A 26,709-nucleotide genomic window follows, 5' to 3' on the forward strand; every position below is an offset into this window, starting at 1 on the left:
GTCGAAATTACCTTGAACAAAAAAGTGCTTGCAACACTCGAATTTGATAAAATAATCGCGAAATTGGCCGGCCATGCTTCGTCAGAAGTCGGCCGGTCGTTTGCAGAAGAATTAAAGCCTTCGCATAAGGCGGAGGAAGTGCAGCGCTGGCTTGATGAAACAGAAGAAGCGGCAGCTGTGATCCGGATTAAAGGAAATGTGCCGCTCGCCGGCATTTATGACATCCGCCCTCATGCCAAACGGGCCCAAATCGGCGGTGTCTTAAGCGGCGTCGAACTCATGCGGATCGCAAGCACCATTGCAGCGAGCCGCCATATTCGCAAATTTATTGAAGACGTCCGATCAGAAGGCCAGGTAACGCTGCGCATTTTGCCGGAGAAAACAGCTGTTATTCCTGTATTAACGGACCTTGAGCATAAGATTAAGCACACAGTAGACGAAAACGGGCGCGTACTGGATTCAGCAAGTGATACACTGCGCCATATTCGTCACGGAATGAGGTCTGCCGAGTCGCGGATTCGGTCGAAGCTTGAAAGCTTAACGCGTGGCCAAAATGCACAAAAAATGCTTTCTGATGCGATCGTGACGATTCGAAACGAACGGTATGTGATTCCCGTTAAGCAGGAATACCGGTCTCATTACGGGGGCATCGTGCATGACCAGTCTTCTTCCGGACAAACCCTGTTTGTCGAACCGGCTTCTGTAGTCAGCTTAAACAATGAACTGCGGGAGCTGACCGTAAAAGAACAATATGAAGTGGAAAAGATTTTACGTGATTTGTCATCGGAAACGGCTGAACATGCGCCAGGCTTGTTCACGATGACGAAGATGCTTTCGGAAATCGACTTTATATTTACAAAAGGAAAATTTGCCCGCTCTATGAGTGCGACAAAGCCGCTAATTAATGAAGATGGGTATATTCATTTTATTCAGGCACGCCACCCGCTGCTGCCGGCGGATGAAGCAGTAGCAAGTGATATTGAAATTGGGAAAGACTATACGGCAATCGTTATTACCGGACCGAATACCGGGGGGAAAACGGTCACCTTGAAAACAACCGGTCTTTCGGTTCTTATGGCGCAGTCCGGCTTATTTATCCCGGCTGAGGACGGATCGGAAACCGCCATTTTTCAATCAGTATTTGCCGACATTGGCGATGAGCAGTCGATTGAACAAAATTTAAGTACGTTCTCTTCCCATATGGTGAATATTGCCGGCATTTTAAAAGAAATCGACCATGAAAGCCTCGTCTTATTTGACGAGCTTGGTTCAGGAACTGATCCGCAGGAAGGCTCGGCGCTGGCGATCTCGATCTTGGATGAAGTTATTGCACGTGGCGCCCGCATTATCGCGACGACGCACTATCCAGAACTAAAAGCGTACGGATACAATCGAAACAGTGTTATTAATGCTAGTGTGGAGTTTGACGTCGAAACGCTCAGCCCGACATACCGATTGCTAATTGGCATTCCGGGCCGAAGCAACGCGTTTGAAATTTCAAAACGGATCGGCCTTGATCCGGGAATTATTGAAAATGCCCGTAATATGATCAGTGCAGATTCACATGAAGTGGATAACATGATCGCGGCACTTGACGCAAGCCGCAGAAAAGCGGAACAGCATGAGCAGGAAACAAGAGCGTATTTGCGCGATACGGAAAAGCTTCATCGTGACCTGCAAAAAGAAGTAATAGCTTATCATGAACAAAAGGAAAAAATGGAAGAAAAGGCTCGTGCTGAAGCTGCGGAAATTGTTGAAAAAGCTAAGGCAGAAGCAGAAGAAGTAATGAAAGAGCTGCGCGCACTTCGCCTTGCCGGCGGGGCAGGCGTGAAAGAGCACGAACTTATTGAAGCACGAAAACGGCTTGAAGGCGCAATACCGGAACAGAAAACGAAAAAACCGGCCATTCAACCTGCGAAGCGGGAGTGGAAGCCGGGTGACGAAGTAAAAGTGATCAGCTTCGGTCAAAAAGGCAGCATTGTCGAAGCATCGGCCAACGGAGAATGGGTTGTGCAGATGGGTATCATTAAAATGAAAGTAGCAGAATCCGACATGCAATTTATCAAATCGGAGAAAAAGAAAGAACCGAAACCAATTGCGACGATTCGCGGCAAGGATTTTCACGTTTCATCTGAACTTGATCTGCGCGGTGAACGGTATGAAGATGCACTGAAACGAGTTGAAAAGTACTTGGACGACGCGCTGCTGGCCGGCTATCATCAAGTGTCGATTATTCACGGAAAAGGGACGGGCGCTCTCATGAAAGGGGTGCGCGGTTACTTAACAAAACATCGGATGGTCAAAGATATTCGATTTGGCGGTTCTGGCGAGGGCGGCCTTGGCGTCACGATCGCCGAATTGAAATAAGGAGGCCGAATTATGACAGGGTTCTGGGAAAATCAATACGTGCAGCTGGCCGGCTATTACAGCATTGCAACGATCTGTATCATTATGTGCCTCGCTGTCTTTGAACTGGTAACATCGTACCGGAACTGGGAAGAAATTAAAAATGGCAACATGGCAGTGGCAATGGCAACCGGCGGTAAAATATTTGGGATTGCGAACGTATTCCGCCATTCGATCCTGCACAATGATTCTGTTTTAACGATGGCGGGATGGGGCATCTTTGGTTTTATTCTGCTGTTAGTAGGCTATTTTATGTTTGAGTTTCTCACTCCAAGTTTTAACGTTGATCAAGAAATAGAGCGGGACAACCGTGCTGTCGGGTTTATTTCATTCGTCATTTCGGCAGGATTGTCCTATATGATCGGCGCTGCCTTGCTGTAAAGAAAAGAGGAAAACAGTTATGGAAACTTTGGCAAAAGTTTTAATTGGTTTTTGTGCGGCTTTTTTAATTATTGGTATCATATATATGGTTGTCAATGGCTGAAAAAGAAACAAGGGTCTGTGTGAAAAAGGATCAAAGACTAAGAACGCCGCGTCCTGCGGCGACGTTTTTGTGACCTGCTTCGTGCAGGCCTCTTGAAAAATGAATCATTATTCACTATACTGGAGATAGTACGAATTCTTCTCACAAAGGGGTGGATGAAGATGTCTGAAAAACCGTGGTATGCCCATTATCCAAAAGAAATTCCTAAAGCACTTTCGTATCCTGATCAGCCGCTGCCGTTATTTTTAACGAAAGCCGCTGCGGAGTACGCAGACAAAACTGCAATTCAGTTTCTTGGCAAAGAATTGTCCTACAAAGAGCTGCATGAATCTGCATTGAAACTGGCGGCCTATTTAAAAAAATTGGGGATCCAAAAAGGAGACCGTGTAGCCATCATGCTGCCGAATACACCGCAGGCGGTTATTAGCTTTTACGGAGTTTTATACGCTGGGGCGATTGTTGTTCAGTTTAACCCGCTTTATAAAGAACGGGAAATAGAGTATCAGTTGAAAGACTGCGGCGCCAAAATGATGATTGTCCTCGATCTGCTTTATCCACGTGTTCAAAAAATCATTCGAAGCACAGGCTTAGAACATATAATTGTAACCGCTATCAAAGATTATCTTCCGTTTCCGAAAAACGTCATTTATCCATTTATTCAAAAAAAGCAAAGCGGTCTTGTTGTGCACATTGAAAATCGAAACAACAATCACTTTTTCACGAAGATTATGGAAGAAACGGCTGTGAATGAAGAAACGCTCCAAATGGATGTGGAAAATGATCCAGCGGTTCTGCAGTATACTGGCGGCACAACAGGTTTTCCAAAAGGCGTCATCTTAACACATAAAAATCTTGTAGCGAATGCATCGATGTGCGGCGCCTGGATGTACAAATATCGTCCTGGCGAAGAAATCCTTCTCGGTGTCATTCCATTTTTCCATGTATACGGCATGACAACCGTTATGATATTAGGTGTCATGCAAGGGTATAAAATGGTGCTGCTTCCGAAGTTTGATGTGAAAACAACGTTAAAAACAATTCAAAAACAAAAGCCAACTATTTTTCCAGGTGCCCCGACGATTTATATCGGCTTATTAAATGATCCGAATATTGGAAAATACGATTTGTCATCCATTGATGCATGTATTAGCGGCTCCGCACCACTGCCGGTAGAGGTGCAGCAAAAATTTGAACAGGTAACAGGAGGAAAACTGGTTGAAGGATATGGCTTGACCGAAACATCACCGGTAACACATGCCAATTTCATTTGGGGGAACCGTGTAAAAGGAAGTGTCGGGGTTCCGTGGCCGGATACGGATGCGGTCATCTTGTCAATGCAGACGGGCAAGCCGGTCGAGAAGCCGGGTGAAAAAGGAGAAATTGCGGTTAGAGGTCCACAGGTAATGAAAGGTTATTGGAACCGGCCGGAGGAAACAGAGCAGTCCTTTAAAGACGGCTGGTTTTTAACGGGAGACATCGGCTACATGGATGAAGAAGGATTCTTTTACATCGTGGACCGGAAAAAAGATATGATTATTGCCGGCGGCTTTAACATTTACCCGCGTGATGTTGAAGAAATCTTATATGAACACGATGCGATTCAAGAAGCGGTGGTTGTTGGTGTTCCTGATCCATACCGCGGTGAAACGGTAAAAGCATTTATTGTATTAAAAGAAGGGCATCATGTAACAGAACAAGAGCTTGACGACTATTGCCGCAAGCATTTAGCTGCATTTAAAGTACCTCGTATTTACGAATTCCGTGAAGAACTGCCAAAAACAGCTGTCGGGAAAATCCTGCGGCGCGTACTAATTGACGAAGAAAAACAAAAGGTTGAAAAAACAAGTTGATGGAATAAGCCGCCTGCTTGACGAAATCAATTAATGAAGATAAGATAAATACATGAATGAATAGTCATTCATTATTGATTTTATAGGAAGGCGGCTTGTTTTATGAAAAAGAACAAACCAAAATACCATCAAATCATCGATGCCGCTGTTGTCGCAATTGCTGAAAATGGCTATCACCAGGCGCAAGTGTCGAAAATAGCCCGGCAGGCCGGTGTAGCAGATGGAACGATTTACTTATACTTTAAAAATAAAGAAGACATTCTCATTTCACTTTTTCAAGAAAAAATGGGGACTTTCGTGGCAAAAACTGCCGAAAGCATTCAAGTGAAACAAACGGCAGCTGAACAACTTCAGCTGCTTGTACAAAACCACTTCACACTTCTGACAGACGATCCGCATTTAGCGGTCGTTACACAGCTTGAACTGCGCCAGTCAAATAAGGAGCTTCGGCTGAAAATTAATGAGGTGCTCAAAGAATATTTGCTGCTGATTGATCAGATTTTGAAAACAGGTGTTGAAAATGGAGAATTTAATGACGGGCTCAATATCAGGCTTGCCCGGCAAATGATTTTCGGGACGCTGGATGAAATGATTACTACATGGGTCATGAATGATCAAAAATATGATTTAGCCGCATCAGCGGACGACGTTACAAAGATGCTGCTGCACGGGTTTTCGGGTAAATAAGGGTCTGAACAAAGGGGAGGAAATCAAATGAACATGTATGTATTGCTGAAAAGAACATTTGATACAGAGGAGAAAATTTCGATTTCTGGCGGGCGCATTCAAGAAGACGGAGCGGAATTTATTATTAATCCATATGATGAATACGCGGTAGAAGAAGCGATCCAGCTTCGTGATCAGCACGGCGGGGAAGTGACAGTCATTACAGTGGGCAGTGATGAATCGGAAAAGCAGCTGCGCACTGCCCTTGCAATGGGGGCTGATAAAGCGGTTCTGATCAATTCAGAGGAGGATCTTGATGACGGGGACCAATATACGACCGCTAAAATTTTAACCGAATATTTAAAAGACAAAGAAGTGGATTTGATTTTAGCAGGCAATGTCGCCATTGATGGCGGAAGCGGGCAGGTCGGTCCCCGTGTAGCGGAGGGTTTGGGTATTCCATATGTCACGACCATTACAGACATTGAAGTGAATGGTTCTGACGTATCGGTTACACGTGATGTAGAAGGTGACTCGGAAAAGATCAAAACATCACTGCCGCTTTTGGTCACGTGCCAGCAGGGGTTGAATGAACCGCGTTATCCCTCATTGCCGGGGATCATGAAAGCGAAGAAAAAGCCGCTGGAAGAACTGGAACTGGACGATTTGGATCTAGAAGAAGACGATGTAGCATCGAAAACAAAAACAATCGATATGTATATGCCGCCTGAAAAAGCAGCCGGACGTGTGCTCGAAGGCGATTTATCCGATCAAGTAAAAGAACTCGCTACATTGCTCCGTTCTGAAGCAAAAGTCATTTAATTTTTTAGGGGAGGGATTTTTCATGTCAAAAAAAGTACTTGTACTTGGGGAAACACGCGCGGGACAGCTCCGCAACGTGTCTTTTGAAGCGGTTGCGGCGGGGAAAACAGCCGCGCAGGGAGGAGAAGTAATCGGCGTGCTCATCGGTGATGCTGTAAGTTCTCTGGCTGAGGAAATGATTCAGCACGGAGCAGACCGTGTGCTTACTGTAGAAGATGAAAAGCTCGGTCAATATACATCGGATGGATTTGCCCAGGCACTGATGGCGGTTATTGAACAAGAACAGCCTGATGGAATTTTATTTGGCCATACTGCTCTTGGAAAAGACTTATCCCCCAAAATAGCAGCAAAGCTTAATACCGGTCTCATTTCTGATGCGACAGCAATCAATGAGGAAAATGGAGAAATCGTCTTTACCCGGCCTATTTATTCCGGCAAAGCATTTGAAAAAGTTGTCGTGGAAGACGGCCTGTTATTTGCAACGGTTCGCCCGAATAATATTGAGCCGCTGCAAAAAGATGAAACGCGTTCCGGTGATGTTTCTTCTGTATCCGCTTCCATAAAGGACTTGCGCACGATCATTCAAGATGTCGTTCGAAAATCAACAGATGGCGTTGACTTATCCGAAGCGAAAGTCATTATTGCCGGCGGACGCGGAGTAAAAAGTGAAGAAGGATTTCAGCCTTTAAAGGAACTGGCCGACGTTCTTGGAGGCGCAGTTGGAGCCTCGCGGGGCGCGTGTGACGCGGACTACTGTGATTATTCCCTTCAAATCGGTCAAACCGGTAAAGTTGTCACACCTGATTTGTATATTGCATGTGGTATTTCCGGTGCTATTCAGCATCTGGCTGGCATGTCTAATTCTAAAGTCATCGTTGCCATTAATAAAGATCCGGAAGCGGACATTTTTAAAGTGGCGGATTATGGCATAGTCGGGGACTTATTTGAAGTGATACCGATGCTGACAGAAGAATTTAAAAAAGTAAAAGCAGGCAGCCTCTGAGTTTGAGGCTGTTTTTTTACGGGTAAGCAAAATAATAGCTAACACAAAAAAACGGTGATATACTTTCCGTATGATGTAGAAACTTTAGGAGGTATTTATACATGGCAATCGTAAAAGCAACTGATGCAAACTTCTCAACTGAAACAGGAAGCGGACTCGTTCTCGCGGACTTCTGGGCACCTTGGTGCGGACCGTGCAAAATGATCGCTCCAGTATTGGAAGAATTAGATTCTGAAATGAGCGACAAAGTGAAAATCGTAAAGCTTGACGTTGACGAAAATCAGCAGACAGCTGGCGAATACGGCGTAATGAGCATTCCGACGCTGATTTTGTTTAAAGATGGACAGCCGGTCGACAAAGTTATCGGCTTCCAGCCAAAAGAAGCGCTTGAAGAGCTAATCAACCGCAACGCGTAATAAAACGAGAGGCGCCCCGCTTTGCCGGGGCGCTTTTTTTGTATAATGTCTAGCTTTAGGTGCCATCGGAGGCCCACATGATGTGGGTCATAAAAGCGTTGCGACGATACGGACGATCTAGTCGGGCGACTGCCACAGGACGTGGCGGCACAATGCCGCGTTCTTCGCTTTTGTTCCATAAGCTGATAAGCAGGCACCTTTCGCTTTTCTTACCAAAAGAGGTGGAGTTTTTGAATGAACTGATCCAGCATAAACTGGCTCTTTTGCCTGATGAATCCGGCTGTTATTTAATGAAGGATCGGCATGGGACCGTTATTTATGTCGGCAAGGCAAAAGTGCTGAAAAATCGTGTCCGCTCTTATTTTACCGGCTCCCATGACGCTAAGACGACACGGCTCGTCAGCGAGATTGTTGATTTTGAATACATTATTACATCTTCAGATCTTGAAGCGCTTATTCTAGAACTGAATTTAATTAAAAAGTACGACCCAAAATACAATATTATGTTAAAAGATGACAAAAGCTATCCGTTTATTAAATTAACGAATGAGCGGCATCCGCGCTTGATTATTACGAGAAAAGTGAAAAAAGACAAAGGAAAATACTTTGGTCCATACCCAAATGCATATGCAGCTTCTGAAACAAAAAAGCTGCTGGACCGGCTGTATCCTTTGCGTAAATGCTCTACGCTTCCGGACCGGGTTTGTTTGTATTATCATATGGGGCAGTGTCTTGCTCCTTGTGTAAAGGATGTTTCCAATGAAACATATAGAGAGATGGCAGCAGAAATTACCCGGTTTTTAAATGGCGGCCATCAGGATGTAAAAAAAGGGTTGGAAGCAAAAATGATGGAAGCGGCGGAGAAACTCGAATTTGAACGTGCAAAAGAATATCGGGACCAAATGTCGCACATCGATACATTGATGGAAAAACAAAAAATCAATATGGCGGATCTTACAGATCGTGATGTATTTGGCTACACAGTAGATAAAGGCTGGATGTGTGTTCAGGTATTTTTCGTACGGCAGGGGCGCTTAATTGAGCGGGATGTATCCACATTTCCCATTTACAGCGAACCGAAAGAAGAATTCCTCACGTTTCTCGGCCGCTTTTATGAAGCGCCGGAACATTTTAAGCCAAAAGAGATTTTGCTGCCGGATGAGGTTGACGAGGGTCTTGCCGGCCAGCTTATTGGTGTGCCGATGACAAAGCCGCAGCGGGGCAAGAAAAAAGAACTGGTGGAGCTTGCGAAAAACAATGCAAAAGCTGCGCTGAGGGAAAAATTTGCCCTAATTGATCGGGATGAAGAACGTACCATCAAAGCAGCCGAACAGCTTGGAGAAGCAATGCGTATTCATATACCGCTCCGAATCGAGGCGTTTGATAACTCAAACATACAAGGAACAGCACCTGTATCAGCGATGATCGTATTTATCGATGGAAAACCAGAGAAAAAAGAATACCGGAAATATAAAATTAAAACAGTCAAAGGACCGGATGATTACGGCTCGATGCGCGAAGTCATCCGCCGCCGTTATACCCGCGTTTTACGTGATCATTTGCCATTGCCTGATTTGATTATTATTGATGGGGGAAAAGGACAAATTGAAGCAGCGCGCGACATTTTATTGAATGAACTCGGACTTGATATTCCCATTGCAGGTCTCGCCAAAGATGATCGCCACCGTACATCCCAGCTGCTTTACGGAAATCCGCTACAAATCGTGCCGCTTGAGCACAATAGCCAGGCTTTTTATTTGCTGCAGCGCATTCAGGATGAGGTGCATCGATTTGCCATTACATTTCACCGGCAAATTCGCGGGAAAGGGGCATTTCAATCCATTTTGGATGACATTGAAGGCATTGGGCCACAGCGAAAAAAACACCTTCTGAAAACATTTGGTTCGCTGAAAAAGCTGAAAGAAGCGTCAAAAGAAGAAATTATTGCTGCCGGCATTCCTGAAAAAACAGCCGATGCCGTGCTTGCTGCTCTTGCAGAAAAATAGACCGCCTAAAAAGGCGGTCTATTCCCATTTCACTGTAATATCAACGTGTTTGCTTTTTTTATGTAATTGGCAAATCGCTTCTGCTTCTCTATCAAAATGCGCCGACATCTGTTCTGCAACAAACCCGCTTTCCAGTGTGAACGAGGGAGTGGCGTGCATGTCAAAACGACGTTCGGTCATTTCGCCAGAAAGCCGGTAAAGCCGTTCGTTTTTCGTTTCTTTTATAAGGTAAATCATTCCCCAGCCGGCTTCCTGAAAAAAAGCCGCCAATTCTTCTGTATCTGTGCATGGAAAGCGACGTGCGATTGCTTTGCCGCCCCAGTATAAAACATCGTCTGCATCAGCCCCTAAAAGATCACCGATTAAAACGTCCCGTATCAATTCGTAGCCAAAAATAGAAACAGACGCATTCTTTGATTCAGACAGACTTTGTTCTTCGTTTTCAATAGTCAAATTGAATTCCTCGCTTTCTCTCTCGTTATTATATACAATTGGCCGCTTCAAAAAAAGCATATTCCGTATGAAAAGCCGGACAAAAATGTACCCGCCTTGCCTTGACGCCTATACTTTATGGGAGTAAAATGTACTTGTCACATCGTAAGATTACTAGATGAAGCCATGTGCGAATAATCAAACTATTTGTCGGATGCTTCAGATTAAGGGGGGAAAATGGTGGCTGACAATCGAGAGTTTTTTTACCGCAGGCTGCACTCATTGCTCGGTGTCATTCCGGTCGGGCTATTTATGACGCAGCACTTAGTCGTCAATCATTTTGCGACGAAAGGGGAAGAAGCATTCAATCAGGCTGCAGGATTTATGGCGAGCTTGCCGTTTGTGCTTGTACTTGAAACGTTTATTATCTTCCTGCCGCTTTTGTTCCACGCTATTTATGGACTGTATATTGCGTTTACAGCAAAAAATAACGTTGGGCGTTATGGATATTTCCGCAACTGGATGTTTGTATTGCAGCGCTGGTCAGGCGTCGTTACACTCATTTTTGTTGCATGGCACGTTTGGGAAACACGGGTTCAAGCTGCGTTAGGTGCAGAAGTGAACTTTCAAATGATGGAGAACATTTTAGGTAATCCATTTATGCTTGTTTTTTACATAGTTGGCGTCCTCGCGGCGATCTTCCATTTTGCAAATGGGTTATGGTCGTTCTGTGTAAGCTGGGGAATCGCTGTATCACCGCGTTCGCAACAAATCGTTACATACGCAACGCTATTCGTCTTTTTTGCTTTATCAATTATCGGATTACGCGCAATTTTTGCGTTCGTGTAAAACCGGCAATGAATTGAGTTCTGTCAGATAGATAGAAGATGGAACGAAAAGGGAGTGGACCTCACAATGAGTAAAGGTAAAGTTATCGTAGTCGGCGGCGGACTAGCCGGTCTGATGGCTACGATTAAAGCAGCGGAATCAGGTACGCCTGTTGAGCTATTTTCGCTTGTTCCGGTAAAGCGTTCTCATTCCGTTTGTGCACAGGGCGGCATTAACGGCGCTGTGAATACAAAAGGGGAAGGCGATTCTCCTTGGGAGCACTTTGATGATACCGTTTATGGAGGCGATTTCTTAGCGAACCAGCCGCCTGTTAAAGCAATGGCAGAAGCGGCGCCAGGCATCATCCATTTGCTTGATCGCATGGGCGTTATGTTTAACCGGACGCCGGAAGGACTTCTTGATTTCCGTCGTTTTGGAGGCACGCAGCATCACCGTACTGCATTTGCTGGTGCGACGACAGGCCAGCAGCTTTTATACGCGCTTGACGAGCAGGTGCGCCGCTTTGAAGTAGCAGGTCTTGTGACAAAATATGAAGGCTGGGAATTCCTTGGCGCTATTGTCGATGATGAAGGCATTTGCCGCGGAATTGTTGGGCAGAATCTTTCGACAATGGAAATCCAGTCATTCCCTGGCGACGCTGTGATTATGGCAACAGGCGGCCCTGGGATCATTTTTGGAAAATCAACAAATTCTATTATTAATACTGGGTCTGCAGCATCGATCGTTTATCAGCAGGGCGTAAATTACGCAAACGGCGAGTTTATTCAAATCCACCCGACGGCGATTCCTGGCGATGACAAACTTCGCCTTATGAGTGAATCAGCACGCGGTGAAGGTGGACGCGTTTGGACATACAAAGACGGGAAGCCTTGGTATTTCCTTGAGGAAAAGTATCCGGCTTACGGCAATCTTGTGCCGCGTGACATCGCGACACGTGAAATTTTTGATGTCTGTGTAAACCAAAAACTCGGTATTAACGGTGAAAACATGGTTTACTTGGATCTTTCTCATAAAGATCCGCATGAACTCGATGTGAAATTAGGCGGGATCATTGAAATTTATGAAAAATTCATGGGTGACGATCCGCGTAAAGTACCGATGAAAATTTTCCCTGCGGTTCATTATTCAATGGGCGGCTTGTGGGTCGATTACGAACAGCAGACAAATATTCCAGGTCTTTTTGCGGCGGGTGAATGTGATTATTCACAGCACGGTGCGAACCGTCTTGGCGCAAACTCACTGCTTTCTGCGATTTACGGTGGAATGGTAGCAGGGCCGAATGCTGTACGTTACATTAATGGTCTTGATAAAAGCGCAGATGCGATTTCATCTTCTGTTTTTGATAACCATGTTAAGCAAGAGCAGGAAAAATGGAATGACATCATGTCATTAAATAAAGGCTCAGAAAACGCTTATGTTTTACATAAAGAACTCGGCGAATGGATGACAGCAAATGTAACCGTTGTTCGTTACAATGATAAGTTGCAGCAGACGGATGACAAAATTGTGGAGCTATTGGAGCGTTATAAAAATATCGATATTAATGATACGGCAAAATGGAGCAATCAGGGAGCGATGTTTACTCGCCAGTTGAAAAACATGCTTCACTTGGCGCGCGTCATTACAATCGGTGCCCTAAACCGTAACGAAAGCCGCGGCGCACATTACAAGCCGGACTTCCCGGAACGTAATGACGAAGAATTTATGAAAACAACAATGGCCACGTTTACAGGTGAAAATACGGCACCATCTTTCCATTATGAAGAGATTGACGTATCACTTATTCCACCTCGTAAACGGGACTACTCGAAGAAGAAGGAGGAGAAATAATGAGCGATCAAAAAACAATCAGCTTCATTATTACCCGTCAGGATGCTGCTGATTCTGCTCCGTATGATGAAGAGTTTGAAGTAGAATACCGCCCGAATATGAATGTGATTTCCGCCCTTATGGAAATCCGTCGTAATCCGGTGAATAAAAAAGGCGAAAAAACAACTCCGATTAACTGGGACATGAATTGTCTTGAAGAAGTGTGCGGTGCATGCTCAATGAACATTAACGGCAAGCCGCGCCAGTCTTGTACAGCACTTGTTGATCAATTGCAACAGCCTATTCGCCTGGCGCCAATGAATACATTCCCGGTTGTCCGTGACCTTCAGGTGGACCGCAGCCGCATGTTTGATTCATTAAAGCGTGTGAAAGCGTGGGTGCCAATCGATGGCACGTATGACCTTGGCCCTGGACCTCGGATGCCGGAACGGAAACGTCAATGGGCATATGAATTATCGAAATGCATGACGTGCGGAGTATGCTTAGAAGCATGCCCGAACGTAAACAGCAAATCAAACTTTATTGGTCCGCAGTCATTGTCGCAAGTTCGTTTATTTAATGCGCATCCGACAGGCGCAATGAATCGTGATGAGCGGTTGGAAACAATCATGGGAGACGGCGGGCTTGCCAACTGCGGTAATTCGCAAAACTGTGTACAGTCTTGCCCGAAAGGCATTCCGTTGACGACATCGATTGCGGCGCTGAATCGTGAAGCAACAATGCAGTCGTTCCGCAGCTTCTTCGGAAGTGACCACGCGGTAGATTAATAGCAAAACCTCCAGTATGTACTGGAGGTTTTCTTTACAGCATAAATGAACAGCCATTCATTAATTAGGAGGATGTTTATGAGAATACCTGCATACATTGATGATTGGACAAAGTGGTCTGAATCATTTACGTATTATTGGCCGGTCACGGTTCGGTTTTCAGAAATTGATATGCTTGGCCATGTAAACAATACGGTCACGTTCAAGTATTTTGAAGAAGCGCGCATTCAGTTTTTACAAAATCAAGGCTTGAAAAAAGAATGGGGCCACGATTCTGTTGTTTTCGTCGTGGCAGATTTGCAGTGTGATTACATAAAGCAGATTTTTTATGGCGATAAACTAAAAATCTATGTAAAAACATCTTCACTTGGCACATCATCATGCGACATTCACTATAAGGGAGTAAATGAAAAAAAAGAAGTAGTGGTTACTGGACGTGGGACAATTGTACAAATAGACAAGTTGTCCGGCCGATCGGTTCCTTTTAATAATGAAACAAAACAACTGCTTACTTAAAACCAATTAAGGGTGTTGCGCATATGATAGTGTAGCGGCGGCTAACCGAAACTGGCTGCTCTTCGAAAGGGTGACAATGTGTGTGGCAGCTTCGATTTTGACTAAACGGGAAAAAGATGTGTTCAAGCGGCTTATTGACGGCAAATCGACTCATGACATTGCAGAAGAACTGGGGATTAGTGAAAAAACGGTACGCAATCACATTTCAAATGGCATTCAAAAGCTCGGCGTCAAAGGGCGGGCGCAGGCTATTGTTGAATTGCTTCGAATCGGGGAACTTTCCTTATAGCGTCAAGGCCGTGCTGATTTACTCGGCACGGTTTTTTTCCTTGCTTGCATTTTACGTAAAAAACGAGGAAAATAGACGAAGAATCGCATACTGTTTTTTTAAATGAAAGGGTGCAAATGAATGTCTCTCATACAAAGGAGTCCGGGAGAAGCTGTCGCCGATATTGAGCGGAATCTGCGTCACATAGACGGGATTATTAAGCAAAAAGGCCGCGAAATTTTAAATGATTATATGATTACACCACCGCAATTTATCGCGCTGCATTCATTATATGAAAAAGGGGACACCACAATTGGAGAACTGTCATCCAGAATGTTTCTGGCATGCAGTACGACAACCGATCTTATTGACCGAATGGAAAAAGCCAGCCTTGTTGAGCGGGTCCGGGACACGAAAGACCGTCGCATCGTCCGAATTCACCTGCTTGAAGAAGGTGAAAAAATTATTAAAGACGTCATCCAAAGGCGCCGTGAATATGTGGAAGGCGTACTGAGCAATTTTTCGGAAAAAGAAACAGCACAATTAAATACTCTTTTAAATAAAATGCACATTGAAATGAAAGTGGAACGAGGCGGACGTGTTGAATAGACCGATTGGAGTCATTGATTCGGGTGTAGGCGGGCTGACAGTTGCAAAAGAAATGATGCGTCAGCTGCCGAAAGAAACGATTTATTATATAGGGGATACGGCACGCTGTCCATATGGTCCCCGATTGCCGGGAGAGGTTCGAAAGTTCACATGGGAAATGACCCGCTTTTTAGAACGGTATGACATGAAAATGCTCGTCATTGCCTGTAACACGGCAACAGCGGTCGTACTCGATGAAATTAAGCGTGAGCTGCCTATTCCGGTCGTTGGAGTTATTCAGCCGGGGGCCCGTGCGGCGATCAAACAAACGAAAAATCGTCAAATTGCTGTACTCGGAACAGCCGGTACGATAAAAAGCCGCGCATATGAAAAAGCCATCAAGGCGATTGATCCTGGTGCAGAAGTGTACCCGCTCGCCTGTCCCGATTTTGTGCCGCTCGTAGAAAGCGGAGAATATCGGAGTGAGCGTGCAAAAGAAATTGTGGCACGAACCCTTGAGCCATTGAAAAAAACCCCATCAGACACTGTTATATTGGGCTGTACGCATTATCCGCTTTTAGAACCAATTATTGCGGATAATATGGGACCGGATGTGTCTGTGATCAGTTCAGGTGATGAAACAGCCCGCGGTGTCAGTGCGATACTGGAATTTAATGATATGCTCGCAGAAGACGAGCAGGCGAAGCATCGCTTTTTTACAACGGGCAGTGTTAAATCATTTAACGCCATTGCGACTGACTGGCTTGGCGACATTCAATTGGATACGAAAAAAATTCAGCTGGCATAATTGCCGGCTTTTTTTTGTTTGACCGCATATATTTGTATGAATGCAAAAGAAAGGGGCGGTTTGTGTGCGGAAAAAATGTGGATTGGCTATGCTGCTTATACTGTCAGGCTGTGCAGGAGAACCAGAAGAAGGACTGCCGATAAAAGTCGTATACACAGAAGACGGTGAAGGCAGTCCTGCATCAGCAGCTGAAAGCGTGATGGCGGAGTTGTACGTAGTCGATCAACATCAACTTCTCGTCCCGCAAGTCATGCCGATTGAAGCGAATGGGCAGGAAGAAAAAGCAGCCCTTCTTGCGTTGGCAGAAGGAGCCGCTCCAGCCGGGTTTCAATCGCCGCTGCCGGAAGGAACCATTATTCAAGATGTGGAATTGCAGGGGAAAACAGCGATTGTTAGTGTAGGAGGTGCTTTTTCAGACTATCCGGCGGAAGAAGAAGAGCTTGTTGCTGCCGCTATTACATGGACCGTAACCGGACTGGGACAGGCTGAGCGTGTTCAATTGAAACTAAATGGAGAAAAACTGGACGCAATGCCAAAGGCGGGCATGCCAATTGCGGCGGGGGGAATGAAACGGGAAGATGGCATTAATATGAAAGCGAGTTATACAGAGACCGGTGCCACGAAACCCATTACTGTGTATTTTACAGCTCAAAATGAACAGGGTCCTTATTTAGTGCCGGTTACTCGTCGAATTGCAGCGCAAACAACAGATTTGATTGCTGCTTCTGTTTCTGAACTTGCCAAAGGGCCTGTTCCTGGCAGCGGCCTTATGACAAGCTGGCCTTTTGATGCAAAATTGACTGCCTCGCCAGTTGTAGAAAATGGACGGGCAGTGCTTCAATTTAGCGACGCGATTTTAGAAAATAACGGTGAAGCACTCGTCTCCAGCAGTTTGCTGAAGCCGCTCGCACTGACGCTCGCAGCTTCAGCTGACATTGACAGCGTTGCTGTGAAAGTGGAAGGTCATCCGGATGTGAAGATGGAAACGGGAGCTCCGGTACCTGCTTCCTTGACCGCTCCATTGTTTGTAAATGCAGAAAGTAATCTATCAGCAGAATGAACATTTGACAGACACACATAAATTCCGGAAAATGGACAGCGGAAGCAGGAAAAAACGGAGGGAATCTATATGCGCACAGACGGACGGACAGAAAAAGAACTTCGCCCAGTTAGAATTGAAACAAGCTTTTTAACACACCCGGAAGGATCCGTACTCATTTCAATTGGAAACACAAAGGTTATTTGTACAGCGAGCATTGAAGATCGCGTACCACCGTTTATGAGAGGGAGCGGTAAAGGCTGGGTGACAGCAGAGTACGCCATGATCCCGCGTGCGACCGGTCAGCGAAACATGCGGGAGTCGACAAAAGGAAAAGTAACGGGACGGACGATGGAAATTCAACGGCTTATTGGCCGGGCCCTGCGCGCGGTTGTGGATCTGGATGTAATTGGAGAACGGACGATCTGGATTGACTGCGATGTGATTCAAGCAGATGGTGGAACGCGCACAGCGGCGATTACTGGCGCATTTGTGGCGATGACGCTCGCCTTGCACGATTTAGCCATTGAAAAAGACTTTCCGCTGTACCCAGTTACCGATTTTCTCGCGGCGACCAGTGTCGGGATCGTCAAAGAGCACGGTGTGGTGGTAGACTTAAACTATGAAGAAGACAGCAGTGCGGAAGTGGATATGAATGTTGTCATGACCGGGGCCGGCCAATTTGTAGAAGTGCAGGGAACCGGGGAAGAAGCAACGTTTTCCATGAATGAGCTGCAGCAGCTGCTTGAAGCGGCACAGGGCGGCATGAAAACGCTGTTTGATCTTCAAGCTGAAGTGCTTGGTGTAGCGGCAGATTTGATTTATGAGAGGAAGTCAGCGAATGAATGAAATCATTATTGCTACTCAAAATGCGGGAAAAGCGAAAGAGTTTGTTCACATGTTTGAACCTCTCGGCATAACAGTGAAAACATTACTCGATTATCCGGAGCTGCCGGATGTGGAAGAGACAGGTAAAACTTTTGCAGAAAATGCCCTTTTAAAAGCGGAATCTGCTGCCCGGTTAACGGGACGGCCGGCGATTGCCGACGATTCCGGACTCGTCATTGATGCCCTTAATGGACGGCCAGGTGTGTATTCTGCACGTTATGCGGGAATAGAGAAAAATGACCGGGTTAACAATGAAAAAGTATTGGGTGAAATGAAAGATGTACCCAGCGGCAGCCGCAGTGCCCGGTTTGCGTGTGTGCTGGCTGTGGCGTTTCCGGACGGACGAAAGCCTATATTCGCGGAAGGGTTTTGTGAAGGATCGATCGCCTTTGAAGAACAAGGCAAAAATGGCTTCGGCTATGACCCTTTATTTATTCCGGACGGATATGAGGTGACCATGGCCCAAATCGATCCGGAAGAAAAAAATAACATCAGTCACCGCGCGCATGCATTAAACACATTACGGGCTGTACTGCCCGAACTGGCAGGTGAATAAAGGTGAAAATGTTAATCGTCAGCGACAACCACGGATGGGACAGTATTTTAACTGACTTGAAGCGCCGCTACAAAGGCAAAGTGGACGCAATGATTCATTGCGGGGATTCCGAAATGACGGCTGAGGACCCGGCAGTCGATGGCTACACTATCGTCCGCGGCAACTGTGATTCAGAAGACCAGTTTCCCAATGATCTGTTAGAGAGTGTGGAAGACTGCCGCGTATTCGTTACACACGGCCACCGGTACAACATTAAAATGACGTTAACCAATTTAGCGATGAAAGCAAAAGAAACAGGTGCTGACTTTGTTTTCTTCGGTCACTCGCACACAGCCGGCGCCGAAATGGCTGATGGTGTTTTGTATTTAAACCCGGGCAGCATCTCATTGCCGCGTGGACGCCGCGAAAAAACGTACGCTATTGTGGACGTGAAAAAATCTAAAATTGCTGTTCGTTTTTTTGATGAGAGGCATCATGAGGTAGAAGCGTTAAGTTGTACATTTAGCCGCTGATTGTTCAGGCGGCCGGAACGTCCTGCCAGTTGTGCAGGGCGTTTTTTTTCTCACGGTCAAAAGGATTTACTCAAAAAAATTGATTTCATTGATAATTAAAAATTCATGTTGACATGAAGTAAACGGATTGCTATTATAAGTATTGTCTTTAAAGAATGTCCCAGTAGCTCAGCTGGATAGAGCAACGGCCTTTAAGTTAATAGGAGCCTTTATGCGGAAACAAAAACGCATAAAGTGGACGGCACTGTATCGGTGAACCCTTAACAGGTCATGCTGATGGCAATACCGAGGAAACGAGATAATTTGAAGGCTCGTCATGACGAGGGTAAAATTATCGCAGCATAATCTACATAACGATTATCGTGAGGTTCCGTAGAGACTATACGTGTCGCACCTGAAATGGTGAAGATATAGTCCAGACCAACAAACAGTGCAAGCTGGTGGCGAAAGTCATAGTGGTAAGCTAAGCCGTCGGTCGGGGGTTCGAATCCCTCCTGGGACGTAATAAAAAAGCGCCATAGAGCGCTTTACAAAACGCCTTCTAATGCGTCGAATGAAACGGTCAATGATCCGGTCAACAGCCGATCGTAACCGACATTCACGCGTTAGGAGGTTTTTTTGTTGTCTAAAAAGAATGCGTCATTAACCGTAAACGCAGATTTATCCGATCTTTTTATCGAGCAGCAACCGAAGCAACAGCGTCGTCTTGTTGCGGAAGGTATGCCGATAGAAAAAGCGCTGGTCACGATTACCCGCCATATGGAAGCGACAGGCTTCCGGGAAAGAACGATCAGCGACTATAGACTCCACGTTACACACTTCGCAAAAATAACTGGCCGATAAGATTCAGAAGTCAGATTATGCAAAGTTCAAAAATATACACGAACTTAGAGTTGTAGTGAATAAACATGTCCGCACAATCGAAGCGAGTGGGCTGTCTGCCGCTTGGAGGCGTAAGCTCATCCGTTTCCTTGACTATCTGCGCGCGACATTTCGCGTGAATATCCTGGCCTGTCATTCCGTAAGCAACGTACGATTGCAGCTGACTTTGGCGTAAAGAAGCCGGATACGATTGGCGTATGGCTTAAAAAGCTGGCGTCTTTAGGCATCGTTAATATACTGCCGACAAAGCGCAGCTCCACGATGCAGTAAACGGTTAATTTCGCGAAAATATTGCCGGCTGAATCTGCGGAAAATGAAAAAGGTGGACAAGGTATGATCGAAAACGGGGAGCATGAAGTCAATATCTTTTCTAAGACAAATAATCTTATAAATAATACGTATTCTGCGAAGTCGGTAACTTTTTACCGACGTTTTAAATCGTTTGTAGAAAAACTCGACAACCAAGACAAATCGCTTGTAGGTCGCATGTATGGTGTTTATCGTGCGAATACAGCCGCTTTAACTAAATACGGCGCTTACGAACAGCAGGACGTTGAAAACCTAGCTATGGTAGCCCTACACACGGCGGTGATGGGTATAAAAACGAAGCTTATCCGCAATCTGCCGGGCTTCTTCAATGGCGTGCTGAATAAGATGCTGGACCGTTTTGTATTCGAGGAACAGGCACGTGTGCTTGCGAAAATCAACGCCGAATGCACATTGCTGTACCTGTAATAGTCGGAATGGTGCTAATATTGTAAGGTGATTTACGAAAAAAGAAAGGATGAATGCTGATGAATGCTATGGAGTTTCATATGGATACGTTTAGTGCTGATGAATTAACAGGGGGAACAGAACTTGCTGAGTACATCTGTGAAAATTATGAGCCGGTTTCTGAGGGACAAGAAGTTAACGGAATTAAGAGGTTTATTATTACGGTACTAAACGATGATTACGAACTTGAAGCTGAAGAATTTGATTTTATTGAAGAAGATATGGGAAGTAATCGGGAAGTATGGGTGTGCTGGAAAGAGTATGACGGCGAAGTAAATGAGTGGTGGATAACGGGGGATGATCGTTAATTTTGCGAAGATAGCCAGCGCGTGCTTGCAGAAGAGGCGTAAGTTTTCGGCGTCAGGCTACAAGTAGACCTACGTATATGCCAGCGGAAAAGTTCACCGCATTACATAATAACGCAGAAAAGACCGCGGGGGGAATCACCGCGGTACAAACGATAAACTACTTATGATGGTGCTGGGTCAATGGAGAGACCCTAACCTAGATTATCGCCCGTTACGAAGAAATTTAAACCATATTAAAAAAAGCGGCTTTTGTGTAGCAGCCCCTTGAATTTGATATCCGTATTGAAAACGTAAAAGAGCGCAGCTACGTGATAGCGACGCTTAAAAGTTGGTAGTTGTCAGGAGAAGTTAAATCAATATATGTACGGCTTGGCCGCTTTATTCCTCGGATCCCGGACGCAAAAAAGGCCGCGGAGGGATAACGCGGCGATGAGAGCGCCATTTCTGGGCGATTGGTAACTCCGGGGATTCACTGAAATGGCGCTAAGGGAGCATACAGGATATGGCATGGACCATTTTTAATTAATAGTTAACGTATGAAGCACCAATAATGATTAGAAGAATGAAAAGCACTACAATCAGCGCAAAGCCACTGCCGTAGCCGCCATCACCGCAACCATACTTACCCATACCATTTCACCTCCTTTACCGAAGGATAGCGAAATAATTATATAAATCAATTTCTCGCAGTTAATTTATAATAATTGAATCTATGTTATAGAGTATGAGCGAAGAAACGTATTGGATTGAGCCTTTGTCTCTACTAAATAATCTTTTTTGTAGAAGAGATTATTAAGATGATGCATTCGAGTAACGCCGCGACAGGCGTTAAACATAATACGGCGTAATGAATAGCGCTATACACCTGCACGAGGGTCCGGACGGACGAGGGGGTCCGAAAACTCAGGGGGCGTTTTATTGCTGAACATTGCCGCTTTTGGGCTAATTTCAGGGGGTTGGCCGCTGTCCTTATAAGTATGAAATTGTATATTTTCGTACATATAAAACGTTGACGCAGCGCGGTTTATCCGTTATGAGGATTCTATAAGTACGAATACGTACGGTATTTGATCGGAATCATACACAAAAAGGGGCAGAAATCATGGCGACATCGACCGGCTACAACGTAGAACCATTACGGAATCCAGATGACATTGCGGCAATGAAAAAGGCGCTGCTCGAAGTAGGTAATCTCAATCGGAATAAGACGGGCAAGCGCGATCAGTTCCTCTTTATTCTCGGCATCAATACAGGGCTGCGTGCCAGCGATCTAGTCTCGGTAAAGGTCGGTGACATCCGAGGCAAGGCATCCGTAAAGGTGACGGAGCAAAAGATCGGCAAGGTAAGAAAGCTACACCTAGCGGCCATCAGCGCCGATATAAACGAATACTGTGAAGGCATGAGCGATAGTGACTGGCTGTTTCCGTCTAATCGTGCGGACAGCAACGGTCATATCAGTACAACGCAGGCATACCGTGTTCTGACGCGTGCAGGCGACTGGTTAGGCCGTGATGACATCGGTACTCATACACTGCGTAAGTCATTCGGCTACCACTATTACAAGCGTACTAAGGACGTCGCTACGTTGATGGAGATATTCGGCCATGCTGCGCTAGCAATCACGAAAAGATATATCGGAATCAATGACGATAAGATCGCGGACTCATTGAAAGACTTCCGTTTATAAGCAATGCGGAGAAGCCGAACGGTTATGTGCCGCCGGCTTTTTTTCGTGCGTATTTTGCTGACTCCCAAGCCATACACCGATACACACTGCAACTGCTGTCGGGAACTTACGGATTTCATGTTCGTACCTCACGGGTAAAAAATCCGCGTAATTTTTTGAGAACTCGAAGGTTGATGCGGCCGCCCTGGCGGTGTGCTAAGCTATATTTCGTATTATATAGATAGAAAGACGGCGGTACGATATGATTCCGAAGAAACGATACAAGAGTTTATACATTCGCTTAACCGCTATACTGGACAGTGGCGAGCCGATCTATTATCGCATGGATAGGAACGGTAGCATCACGGAGTTCCCAGCGGATAAATACGCGGATCCGCTATTTGCAAACCGGTTCATGAAACGTGATAATTACGACTTTATTGTGCGGGAGTATGCGCTGAAAGACGGTGAGTTGCAGCAACGCGGCATGTTGAGCGTGGAAACTATCGAGGAGATTATTGATCTACGCATTAAGCGCGATTATACATACGAAAGTTTAAAAGAAGGAACGATCGATCACTACGGAAAATTTATGACGATGCAGTTCTTACGGAAATTAAGACAGAAATGCCCCGCTCGTAATTGAGTCGGGGCATTTTTTGTACTCCTGTTAGGGAGTGATTTATATGAAGGTTTTCAGTCGTTAGGAAGCCATGTTTCTGCAAGCTTCCGCACATTCACGGCAAATCCGAGCGCATTCCTGGCAGTAGGTATCCTTGAACGTCTCGCATTCCTCTGCGCATGCTTCACAAATAGTTGCACAAAGCTCGACGTATTGTTGAACGAACCGGCTGTTGTGGCCCATAAAAGATGCTGCCTGCAAACAAACGTCAGCGCAATCCCGTAATGCTTGGACAAATTTTATTCTTGTTTGAACATCCGGGTCCTGTAAGCAAGCGCTTGTACACTCTTCGCACACTCTAGCACATTTTAAACATGCTTCCATACATTGTTCCATCATTGCCTTCATTGAAGGTGTTGATAATACGCTCATTTAAACGCTCCTTAAAATGTGAATTTTAACACAAGATTAATTTTATGCTGATTATTTTCTTTTATGACATGTTTATGAATATCTTTAGTAACGAAAAAATACCTCCCGAAATTGGAAGGCGCATTTTTACATATATAAAGGCGGTTCTAGTTCCGTATCTTCTTCGGCTGTTTCTGCTCTTTTAAATATATCACTCACATCGTGGCGCTTGCTGCCGTCTGCCAGTATGTCCAGTGCGTTGAGGATTGCTGTGATTGTATCAAACGAAATTGACTTCGCGTTACCAGCTGCGATCTCATTCACCGTTAACGGGCGTATCTTCGCTTCTACAGCGAGTGGAGAAAGTCGATGTGACCGACGTCCATGTTTCGTGGATATACTTGAACGAAAATGCTAAGGATTTATCGGCTGCAAAACTCGCGCAAATGTCAGTTACAGAGCTGGTGCTGTATGTGGCATAACGTAAAAAAGCCCGCTCAGAGAAATTCTAGCGGGTTTCTATCAATTATTTGAATATAGTTAATTGAATTAAGCTGCTTTCCTTCTTTGCCATAGTATAAGGAAAGGAGGTGAATAAATGGATAATTTTTTTGAGGAATTTACCATGTCATTAGAGATTTTAAACCCTTATAATGACGAATCCATTACTTTTAGAGGAATAGTATTGAATTGGTTTATGGAAGGATCGAATCCTGAAGGACTAGAACATCTCCTTTTCTACCAAGCGGTACAAGGTCAAGGTACTGGAAATATGGGAAATAAATATTTTTTTGCGGGGATTGCCAGTGAAATTATAAATCCAAACCCTCAAGAAATAGAGGTAGCCGAGGTTGTAGCAATGAATAAGGTGATTTCTGAAGATCCTGCACCAGGTTTTACATTAGTAATTGAGAATAAAATAACTATTGATCCAAATGAAGATATAAGTATGGATACTGACTTTTATTCTGCATATTGATGATGTCCACAAAAAAGCCCGGCACCTAGATCGCGTCGGGTGGATTTATTTTAAAAATATTAAAAAAGTTAGCTCGAAATTGTCGCATCGCTCTTTTTGAAACGATACGTATATAGAGATTAAAAAGTTCGCAAAAAAGGCTTGTTGCGTATCTAGTACTCTATGTGAGATACTGATGCGTTAGTTGTACCTAAAAACATACAGTATGCCCATTGTATATTACCTTAACAAAATTATACCCTTGATACTCCTGCCTCCATGTCAGTAAAAGACGCTAGAAAAGTAATTGTGTTATTTGCTCTCTCAGAAGCAGGGTGCCTAGAAGAAAGTTAAAATGTTACCGTCCTTCTAGTCAAATCCAGACCGAGAATTTAAAATAAATACCAAAAAAGCTCCGATTGAATATGAGTCAGGGCTTTCTTTAGATTAGGAATACTTTTTGTTTTTCTTATACCAGCGCAGCCAATAACAAGGGGCCGCTAAAAGAGCGACGAGTATCGCAAAGCCGATAAAAACTTTAATATGCTGCAGAAATGCTAGGAAAATTATAGAATAAAGTATGTATATCAATATTTTATCGGTACTAAATCCAAGTCCTTTATTGGGCCTGCTCGCCATCGTCTCAGCTCCTTTGTTTTTTTTGTTCCCCCGTATTCTACGCGTTTTCGTAGCTCTTTATCCTAAAAATCAAAGCAGGAATTGCGGCTATTTGTTTCCTTATATTTTTTAAATAAATGATTCGGAAAGGCTGTCCTTTTTCTATGCAAAATACCACCTTCTTTTTAAAGGTGGTATTGTACAGGCCAGTTTTTTTATTGTTCAAGGCTTTCATCGTTAAACCATAGCGGCGCATCATCATCGACATCACCGTTATAATTAATTAAAATTTCTTCGCCTGCCTTTATGTCACGGTAGGCATAAAATTTAAACGAATGACTATCAAAATGAATATCATATACCGCATTTGGTTCATATGAATGATTGAATAACATCCCGTATCCTAATAGCATCGCCGTATGGTTTGCTCCGTACTCAAATGCATAATCGGCTAAAAGCGTTTTTTCTATATGGACGTGCTGGTCGTTCGGGTACGGAATAACCGGCGCTTCATGAAGCATTTCCCCTTTTTTTATATCGCGTGTGGCAAAGACACCCCGGTTAAACTCGCCGTCACTTAATGGGGACGTTTTGACTTCGATCATCATTCGATCTCCTCTTCTTTTTTATATTCATTTCTTTAGCATGACAGGCAGATAGGAGGATGGCAACTGTTTTCTCTGTTCAATCGAATAACGCCATGCTACACTTCAACTAAAGAACTGCGGGCGGTGAGAATGTTGAAGAAAAAAAAGCGAAAGAGATCCGGCAACGTGGTTCAGTTTCCGGGAACATCAGCCCGGCTTGAACAGCAGGGAAAGCAGGCATTAGAAGAAAAGCGGTTTGACGAAGCCATTCGTTTATATACGGAAGCGCTCCGCTTTGAAGAAGGACGCCAGGAAGAAATTAAAATGGCGCTTCTGATCGCGTACCATGAAAGCGGCAGCCATGACGAAGGAATTAAGTTGTCACGTGAGATGCTTCATGCCGGAGAAGGCCATTATTTTGACGTGCTTGATTTACACGTCCTCATGCTTATTCAAAAACGGCGTTACAAGGAAGTGGCGGATACATTATCTGTCCTGATTGAAGAAGGCCTGCCGCCGGACCGGTATGAGCATTTTGCCCATTTGAAAGCATTAGCCGACCGGATGAGCGCAAAGCAGCAGGAATCGTTGTTTAAAGCAGAGGATACTATGCAGGATAAGATGATGAAGCTCGCTGAACTGGCCAAATTTGATGCTGCTCCATTTGAAGAAGAATTGATTCATCTTGCGGGAAACCGAACGGAGCACCCGTTTATTCAAACGATGGCGCTCGGGCTGTTAAGAGAAATTGGAACGGCTAAAAACGTGACGGTCCGGAAATTTCACTTTGAAAAAAAAGTGATCCCAGCCGTTACCGACGAAGCGTTCAGCCGGCCGTTTTTTCTTGAACTAATGCAGCTGCTGGAGCAAACCGCAGGGCAAAACAACCCGGCTTTATTCGAGCAGGCTGTGGACATGCTCAAACAGTATCAATTTTTGCTTCACCCGTTTGATCCAGACTTTCCGGCGGCGAAATGGGCGGAAGCGGCTGTAGCAAAAATCAACCGGCTGTATGAGCCGGTTGAAATAAACGAAATCGATCCTGAACTGCACAAAGCATTGGCTCTTATGAAAGAACTCGATGAAATTTCAGCCTTTTAGTTGAAAGAAAGTGCCTGTATGGTATAATGTAAAAGTCGTATTGTGTCCTTTTTATATCAAATCAGAATATACATAG

31 protein-coding genes are annotated in these 26,709 nt (G+C 44.8%); 27 read left to right on the top strand and 4 right to left on the bottom strand.

All coding sequences use genetic code 11. The features are described from left to right. The first annotated feature begins 12 nt into the window (after positions 1 to 12). The 8 genes from BA724_RS11365 to uvrC all read left to right on the top strand — a co-directional run bounded on the left by BA724_RS11365 (position 13) and on the right by uvrC (position 9,653). Entirely contained in the window at positions 13 to 2,367 is a 2,355-nt protein-coding gene (locus BA724_RS11365; protein WP_069938788.1) for an endonuclease MutS2, read from the top strand. Between the two features lie 12 nt (positions 2,368 to 2,379). Further along, positions 2,380 to 2,787 carry a DUF350 domain-containing protein gene (locus tag BA724_RS11370; protein ID WP_069938789.1) on the top strand — a complete coding sequence of 136 codons (408 nt, stop codon included), beginning with the start codon at positions 2,380 to 2,382 and terminating at the stop codon, positions 2,785 to 2,787. 264 nt (positions 2,788 to 3,051) lie between these two features. Beyond that, the gene (locus BA724_RS11375) at positions 3,052 to 4,740 is read left to right on the top strand and encodes a long-chain-fatty-acid--CoA ligase (RefSeq protein ID WP_069938790.1); all 1,689 of its coding nucleotides are present in this window, start codon (positions 3,052 to 3,054) and stop codon (positions 4,738 to 4,740) included. A gap of 102 nt (positions 4,741 to 4,842) precedes the next feature. Beyond that, positions 4,843 to 5,427, top strand: a complete 585-nt coding sequence (locus tag BA724_RS11380; RefSeq protein WP_069938791.1) for a fatty acid metabolism transcriptional regulator FadR — start codon at positions 4,843 to 4,845, stop codon at positions 5,425 to 5,427. Positions 5,428 to 5,454: 27 nt separating this feature from the next. After that, positions 5,455 to 6,228, top strand: a complete 774-nt coding sequence (locus tag BA724_RS11385; RefSeq protein WP_069938792.1) for an electron transfer flavoprotein subunit beta/FixA family protein — start codon at positions 5,455 to 5,457, stop codon at positions 6,226 to 6,228. 22 nt (positions 6,229 to 6,250) lie between these two features. Then, entirely contained in the window at positions 6,251 to 7,231 is a 981-nt protein-coding gene (locus tag BA724_RS11390) for an electron transfer flavoprotein subunit alpha/FixB family protein (RefSeq protein ID WP_069938793.1), read from the top strand. 101 nt (positions 7,232 to 7,332) lie between these two features. Further along, positions 7,333 to 7,647 (top strand): thioredoxin, encoded by a 315-nt coding sequence (gene trxA, locus BA724_RS11395; RefSeq protein ID WP_046174009.1) that lies wholly within the window; start codon positions 7,333 to 7,335, stop codon positions 7,645 to 7,647. 230 nt (positions 7,648 to 7,877) lie between these two features. Continuing rightward, positions 7,878 to 9,653, top strand: coding sequence for an excinuclease ABC subunit UvrC (gene uvrC, locus BA724_RS11400; RefSeq protein WP_069938794.1), 1,776 nt, complete (start codon positions 7,878 to 7,880; stop codon positions 9,651 to 9,653). 18 nt (positions 9,654 to 9,671) lie between these two features. On the opposite strand, the gene BA724_RS11405 is transcribed toward uvrC, so the two are convergent. Continuing rightward, positions 9,672 to 10,106: a YslB family protein gene (locus tag BA724_RS11405; RefSeq protein WP_069939233.1), complete on the bottom strand. Its 435-nt coding sequence runs from the start codon at positions 10,104 to 10,106 to the stop codon at positions 9,672 to 9,674. Between the two features lie 219 nt (positions 10,107 to 10,325). Between BA724_RS11405 and BA724_RS11410 the strand changes: the two genes are divergently transcribed. From BA724_RS11410 to BA724_RS11475, 14 genes are all read left to right on the top strand, one after another. Beyond that, positions 10,326 to 10,934: a succinate dehydrogenase cytochrome b558 subunit gene (locus BA724_RS11410; protein WP_069939234.1), complete on the top strand. Its 609-nt coding sequence runs from the start codon at positions 10,326 to 10,328 to the stop codon at positions 10,932 to 10,934. A 66-nt stretch (positions 10,935 to 11,000) separates the two neighbouring features. After that, the gene (gene sdhA / locus BA724_RS11415) at positions 11,001 to 12,764 is read left to right on the top strand and encodes a succinate dehydrogenase flavoprotein subunit (RefSeq protein WP_069938795.1); all 1,764 of its coding nucleotides are present in this window, start codon (positions 11,001 to 11,003) and stop codon (positions 12,762 to 12,764) included. Then, the gene (gene sdhB, locus BA724_RS11420) at positions 12,764 to 13,531 is read left to right on the top strand and encodes a succinate dehydrogenase iron-sulfur subunit (RefSeq protein ID WP_069938796.1); all 768 of its coding nucleotides are present in this window, start codon (positions 12,764 to 12,766) and stop codon (positions 13,529 to 13,531) included. Before sdhA ends, sdhB begins: the two co-directional genes overlap by 1 nt. Positions 13,532 to 13,609: 78 nt before the next feature. Beyond that, a complete protein-coding gene (locus tag BA724_RS11425; RefSeq protein ID WP_069938797.1) occupies positions 13,610 to 14,047 on the top strand; it encodes an acyl-CoA thioesterase in 438 nt (145 codons plus the stop codon). Between the two features lie 76 nt (positions 14,048 to 14,123). Further along, positions 14,124 to 14,336, top strand: coding sequence for a helix-turn-helix domain-containing protein (locus tag BA724_RS11430; protein ID WP_069938798.1), 213 nt, complete (start codon positions 14,124 to 14,126; stop codon positions 14,334 to 14,336). Between the two features lie 120 nt (positions 14,337 to 14,456). Then, a complete protein-coding gene (locus BA724_RS11435) occupies positions 14,457 to 14,924 on the top strand; it encodes a MarR family winged helix-turn-helix transcriptional regulator (RefSeq protein WP_069938799.1) in 468 nt (155 codons plus the stop codon). Beyond that, complete coding sequence (gene racE, locus BA724_RS11440) at positions 14,917 to 15,711, top strand: glutamate racemase (RefSeq protein WP_069938800.1); 795 nt, start codon at positions 14,917 to 14,919, stop codon at positions 15,709 to 15,711. The genes BA724_RS11435 and racE overlap by 8 nt, the downstream gene beginning before the upstream one ends. Before the next feature lie 64 nt (positions 15,712 to 15,775). After that, the gene (locus tag BA724_RS11445; protein ID WP_069938801.1) at positions 15,776 to 16,771 is read left to right on the top strand and encodes a GerMN domain-containing protein; all 996 of its coding nucleotides are present in this window, start codon (positions 15,776 to 15,778) and stop codon (positions 16,769 to 16,771) included. Positions 16,772 to 16,840: 69 nt separating this feature from the next. Next, the gene (rph, locus tag BA724_RS11450) at positions 16,841 to 17,599 is read left to right on the top strand and encodes a ribonuclease PH (RefSeq protein WP_069938802.1); all 759 of its coding nucleotides are present in this window, start codon (positions 16,841 to 16,843) and stop codon (positions 17,597 to 17,599) included. Continuing rightward, entirely contained in the window at positions 17,592 to 18,194 is a 603-nt protein-coding gene (locus BA724_RS11455) for an XTP/dITP diphosphatase (RefSeq protein WP_069938803.1), read from the top strand. The genes rph and BA724_RS11455 overlap by 8 nt, the downstream gene beginning before the upstream one ends. 2 nt (positions 18,195 to 18,196) lie before the next feature. Next, positions 18,197 to 18,706, top strand: a complete 510-nt coding sequence (locus tag BA724_RS11460; RefSeq protein ID WP_069938804.1) for a metallophosphoesterase — start codon at positions 18,197 to 18,199, stop codon at positions 18,704 to 18,706. 621 nt (positions 18,707 to 19,327) lie between these two features. Next, a complete protein-coding gene (locus tag BA724_RS11465; protein WP_069938805.1) occupies positions 19,328 to 19,549 on the top strand; it encodes a hypothetical protein in 222 nt (73 codons plus the stop codon). Between the two features lie 372 nt (positions 19,550 to 19,921). Then, positions 19,922 to 20,323 carry a hypothetical protein gene (locus BA724_RS11470; protein ID WP_069938806.1) on the top strand — a complete coding sequence of 134 codons (402 nt, stop codon included), beginning with the start codon at positions 19,922 to 19,924 and terminating at the stop codon, positions 20,321 to 20,323. Between the two features lie 59 nt (positions 20,324 to 20,382). Further along, a complete protein-coding gene (locus BA724_RS11475) occupies positions 20,383 to 20,670 on the top strand; it encodes a hypothetical protein (RefSeq protein ID WP_069938807.1) in 288 nt (95 codons plus the stop codon). A 522-nt stretch (positions 20,671 to 21,192) separates the two neighbouring features. Here BA724_RS11475 and BA724_RS18030 read toward each other — a convergent pair. Next, positions 21,193 to 21,300, bottom strand: coding sequence for a YjcZ family sporulation protein (locus BA724_RS18030; RefSeq protein ID WP_083256207.1), 108 nt, complete (start codon positions 21,298 to 21,300; stop codon positions 21,193 to 21,195). A gap of 472 nt (positions 21,301 to 21,772) precedes the next feature. Here BA724_RS18030 and BA724_RS11480 point away from each other — a divergent pair, with 472 nt between their 5' ends. After that, a complete protein-coding gene (locus BA724_RS11480) occupies positions 21,773 to 22,357 on the top strand; it encodes a tyrosine-type recombinase/integrase (protein ID WP_069938808.1) in 585 nt (194 codons plus the stop codon). Positions 22,358 to 22,598: 241 nt separating this feature from the next. After that, positions 22,599 to 22,982: a hypothetical protein gene (locus BA724_RS11485; RefSeq protein WP_069938809.1), complete on the top strand. Its 384-nt coding sequence runs from the start codon at positions 22,599 to 22,601 to the stop codon at positions 22,980 to 22,982. Between the two features lie 57 nt (positions 22,983 to 23,039). Here the strand turns inward: BA724_RS11485 and BA724_RS19135 are convergent, their stop codons facing one another. Further along, the gene (locus tag BA724_RS19135; protein WP_069938810.1) at positions 23,040 to 23,390 is read right to left on the bottom strand and encodes a four-helix bundle copper-binding protein; all 351 of its coding nucleotides are present in this window, start codon (positions 23,388 to 23,390) and stop codon (positions 23,040 to 23,042) included. Between the two features lie 254 nt (positions 23,391 to 23,644). Here BA724_RS19135 and BA724_RS18310 point away from each other — a divergent pair, with 254 nt between their 5' ends. Continuing rightward, on the top strand, positions 23,645 to 23,851 hold the full coding sequence (locus BA724_RS18310; protein WP_141719931.1) for a hypothetical protein: 207 nt from the start codon (positions 23,645 to 23,647) through the stop codon (positions 23,849 to 23,851). A 116-nt stretch (positions 23,852 to 23,967) separates the two neighbouring features. After that, the gene (locus BA724_RS11495) at positions 23,968 to 24,348 is read left to right on the top strand and encodes a hypothetical protein (RefSeq protein WP_069938811.1); all 381 of its coding nucleotides are present in this window, start codon (positions 23,968 to 23,970) and stop codon (positions 24,346 to 24,348) included. Between the two features lie 812 nt (positions 24,349 to 25,160). Here the strand turns inward: BA724_RS11495 and BA724_RS11505 are convergent. Further along, entirely contained in the window at positions 25,161 to 25,550 is a 390-nt protein-coding gene (locus tag BA724_RS11505) for an SET domain-containing protein (RefSeq protein ID WP_069939235.1), read from the bottom strand. Positions 25,551 to 25,682: 132 nt separating this feature from the next. Between BA724_RS11505 and BA724_RS11510 the strand changes: the two genes are divergently transcribed. Beyond that, positions 25,683 to 26,633, top strand: coding sequence for a hypothetical protein (locus BA724_RS11510; protein ID WP_069938813.1), 951 nt, complete (start codon positions 25,683 to 25,685; stop codon positions 26,631 to 26,633). Positions 26,634 to 26,709 lie beyond the last annotated feature (76 nt).

Origin of the sequence: Domibacillus iocasae (assembly GCF_001750285.1) — a bacterium.
GTDB classification, from domain to species: domain Bacteria; phylum Bacillota; class Bacilli; order Bacillales; family Domibacillaceae; genus Domibacillus; species Domibacillus iocasae.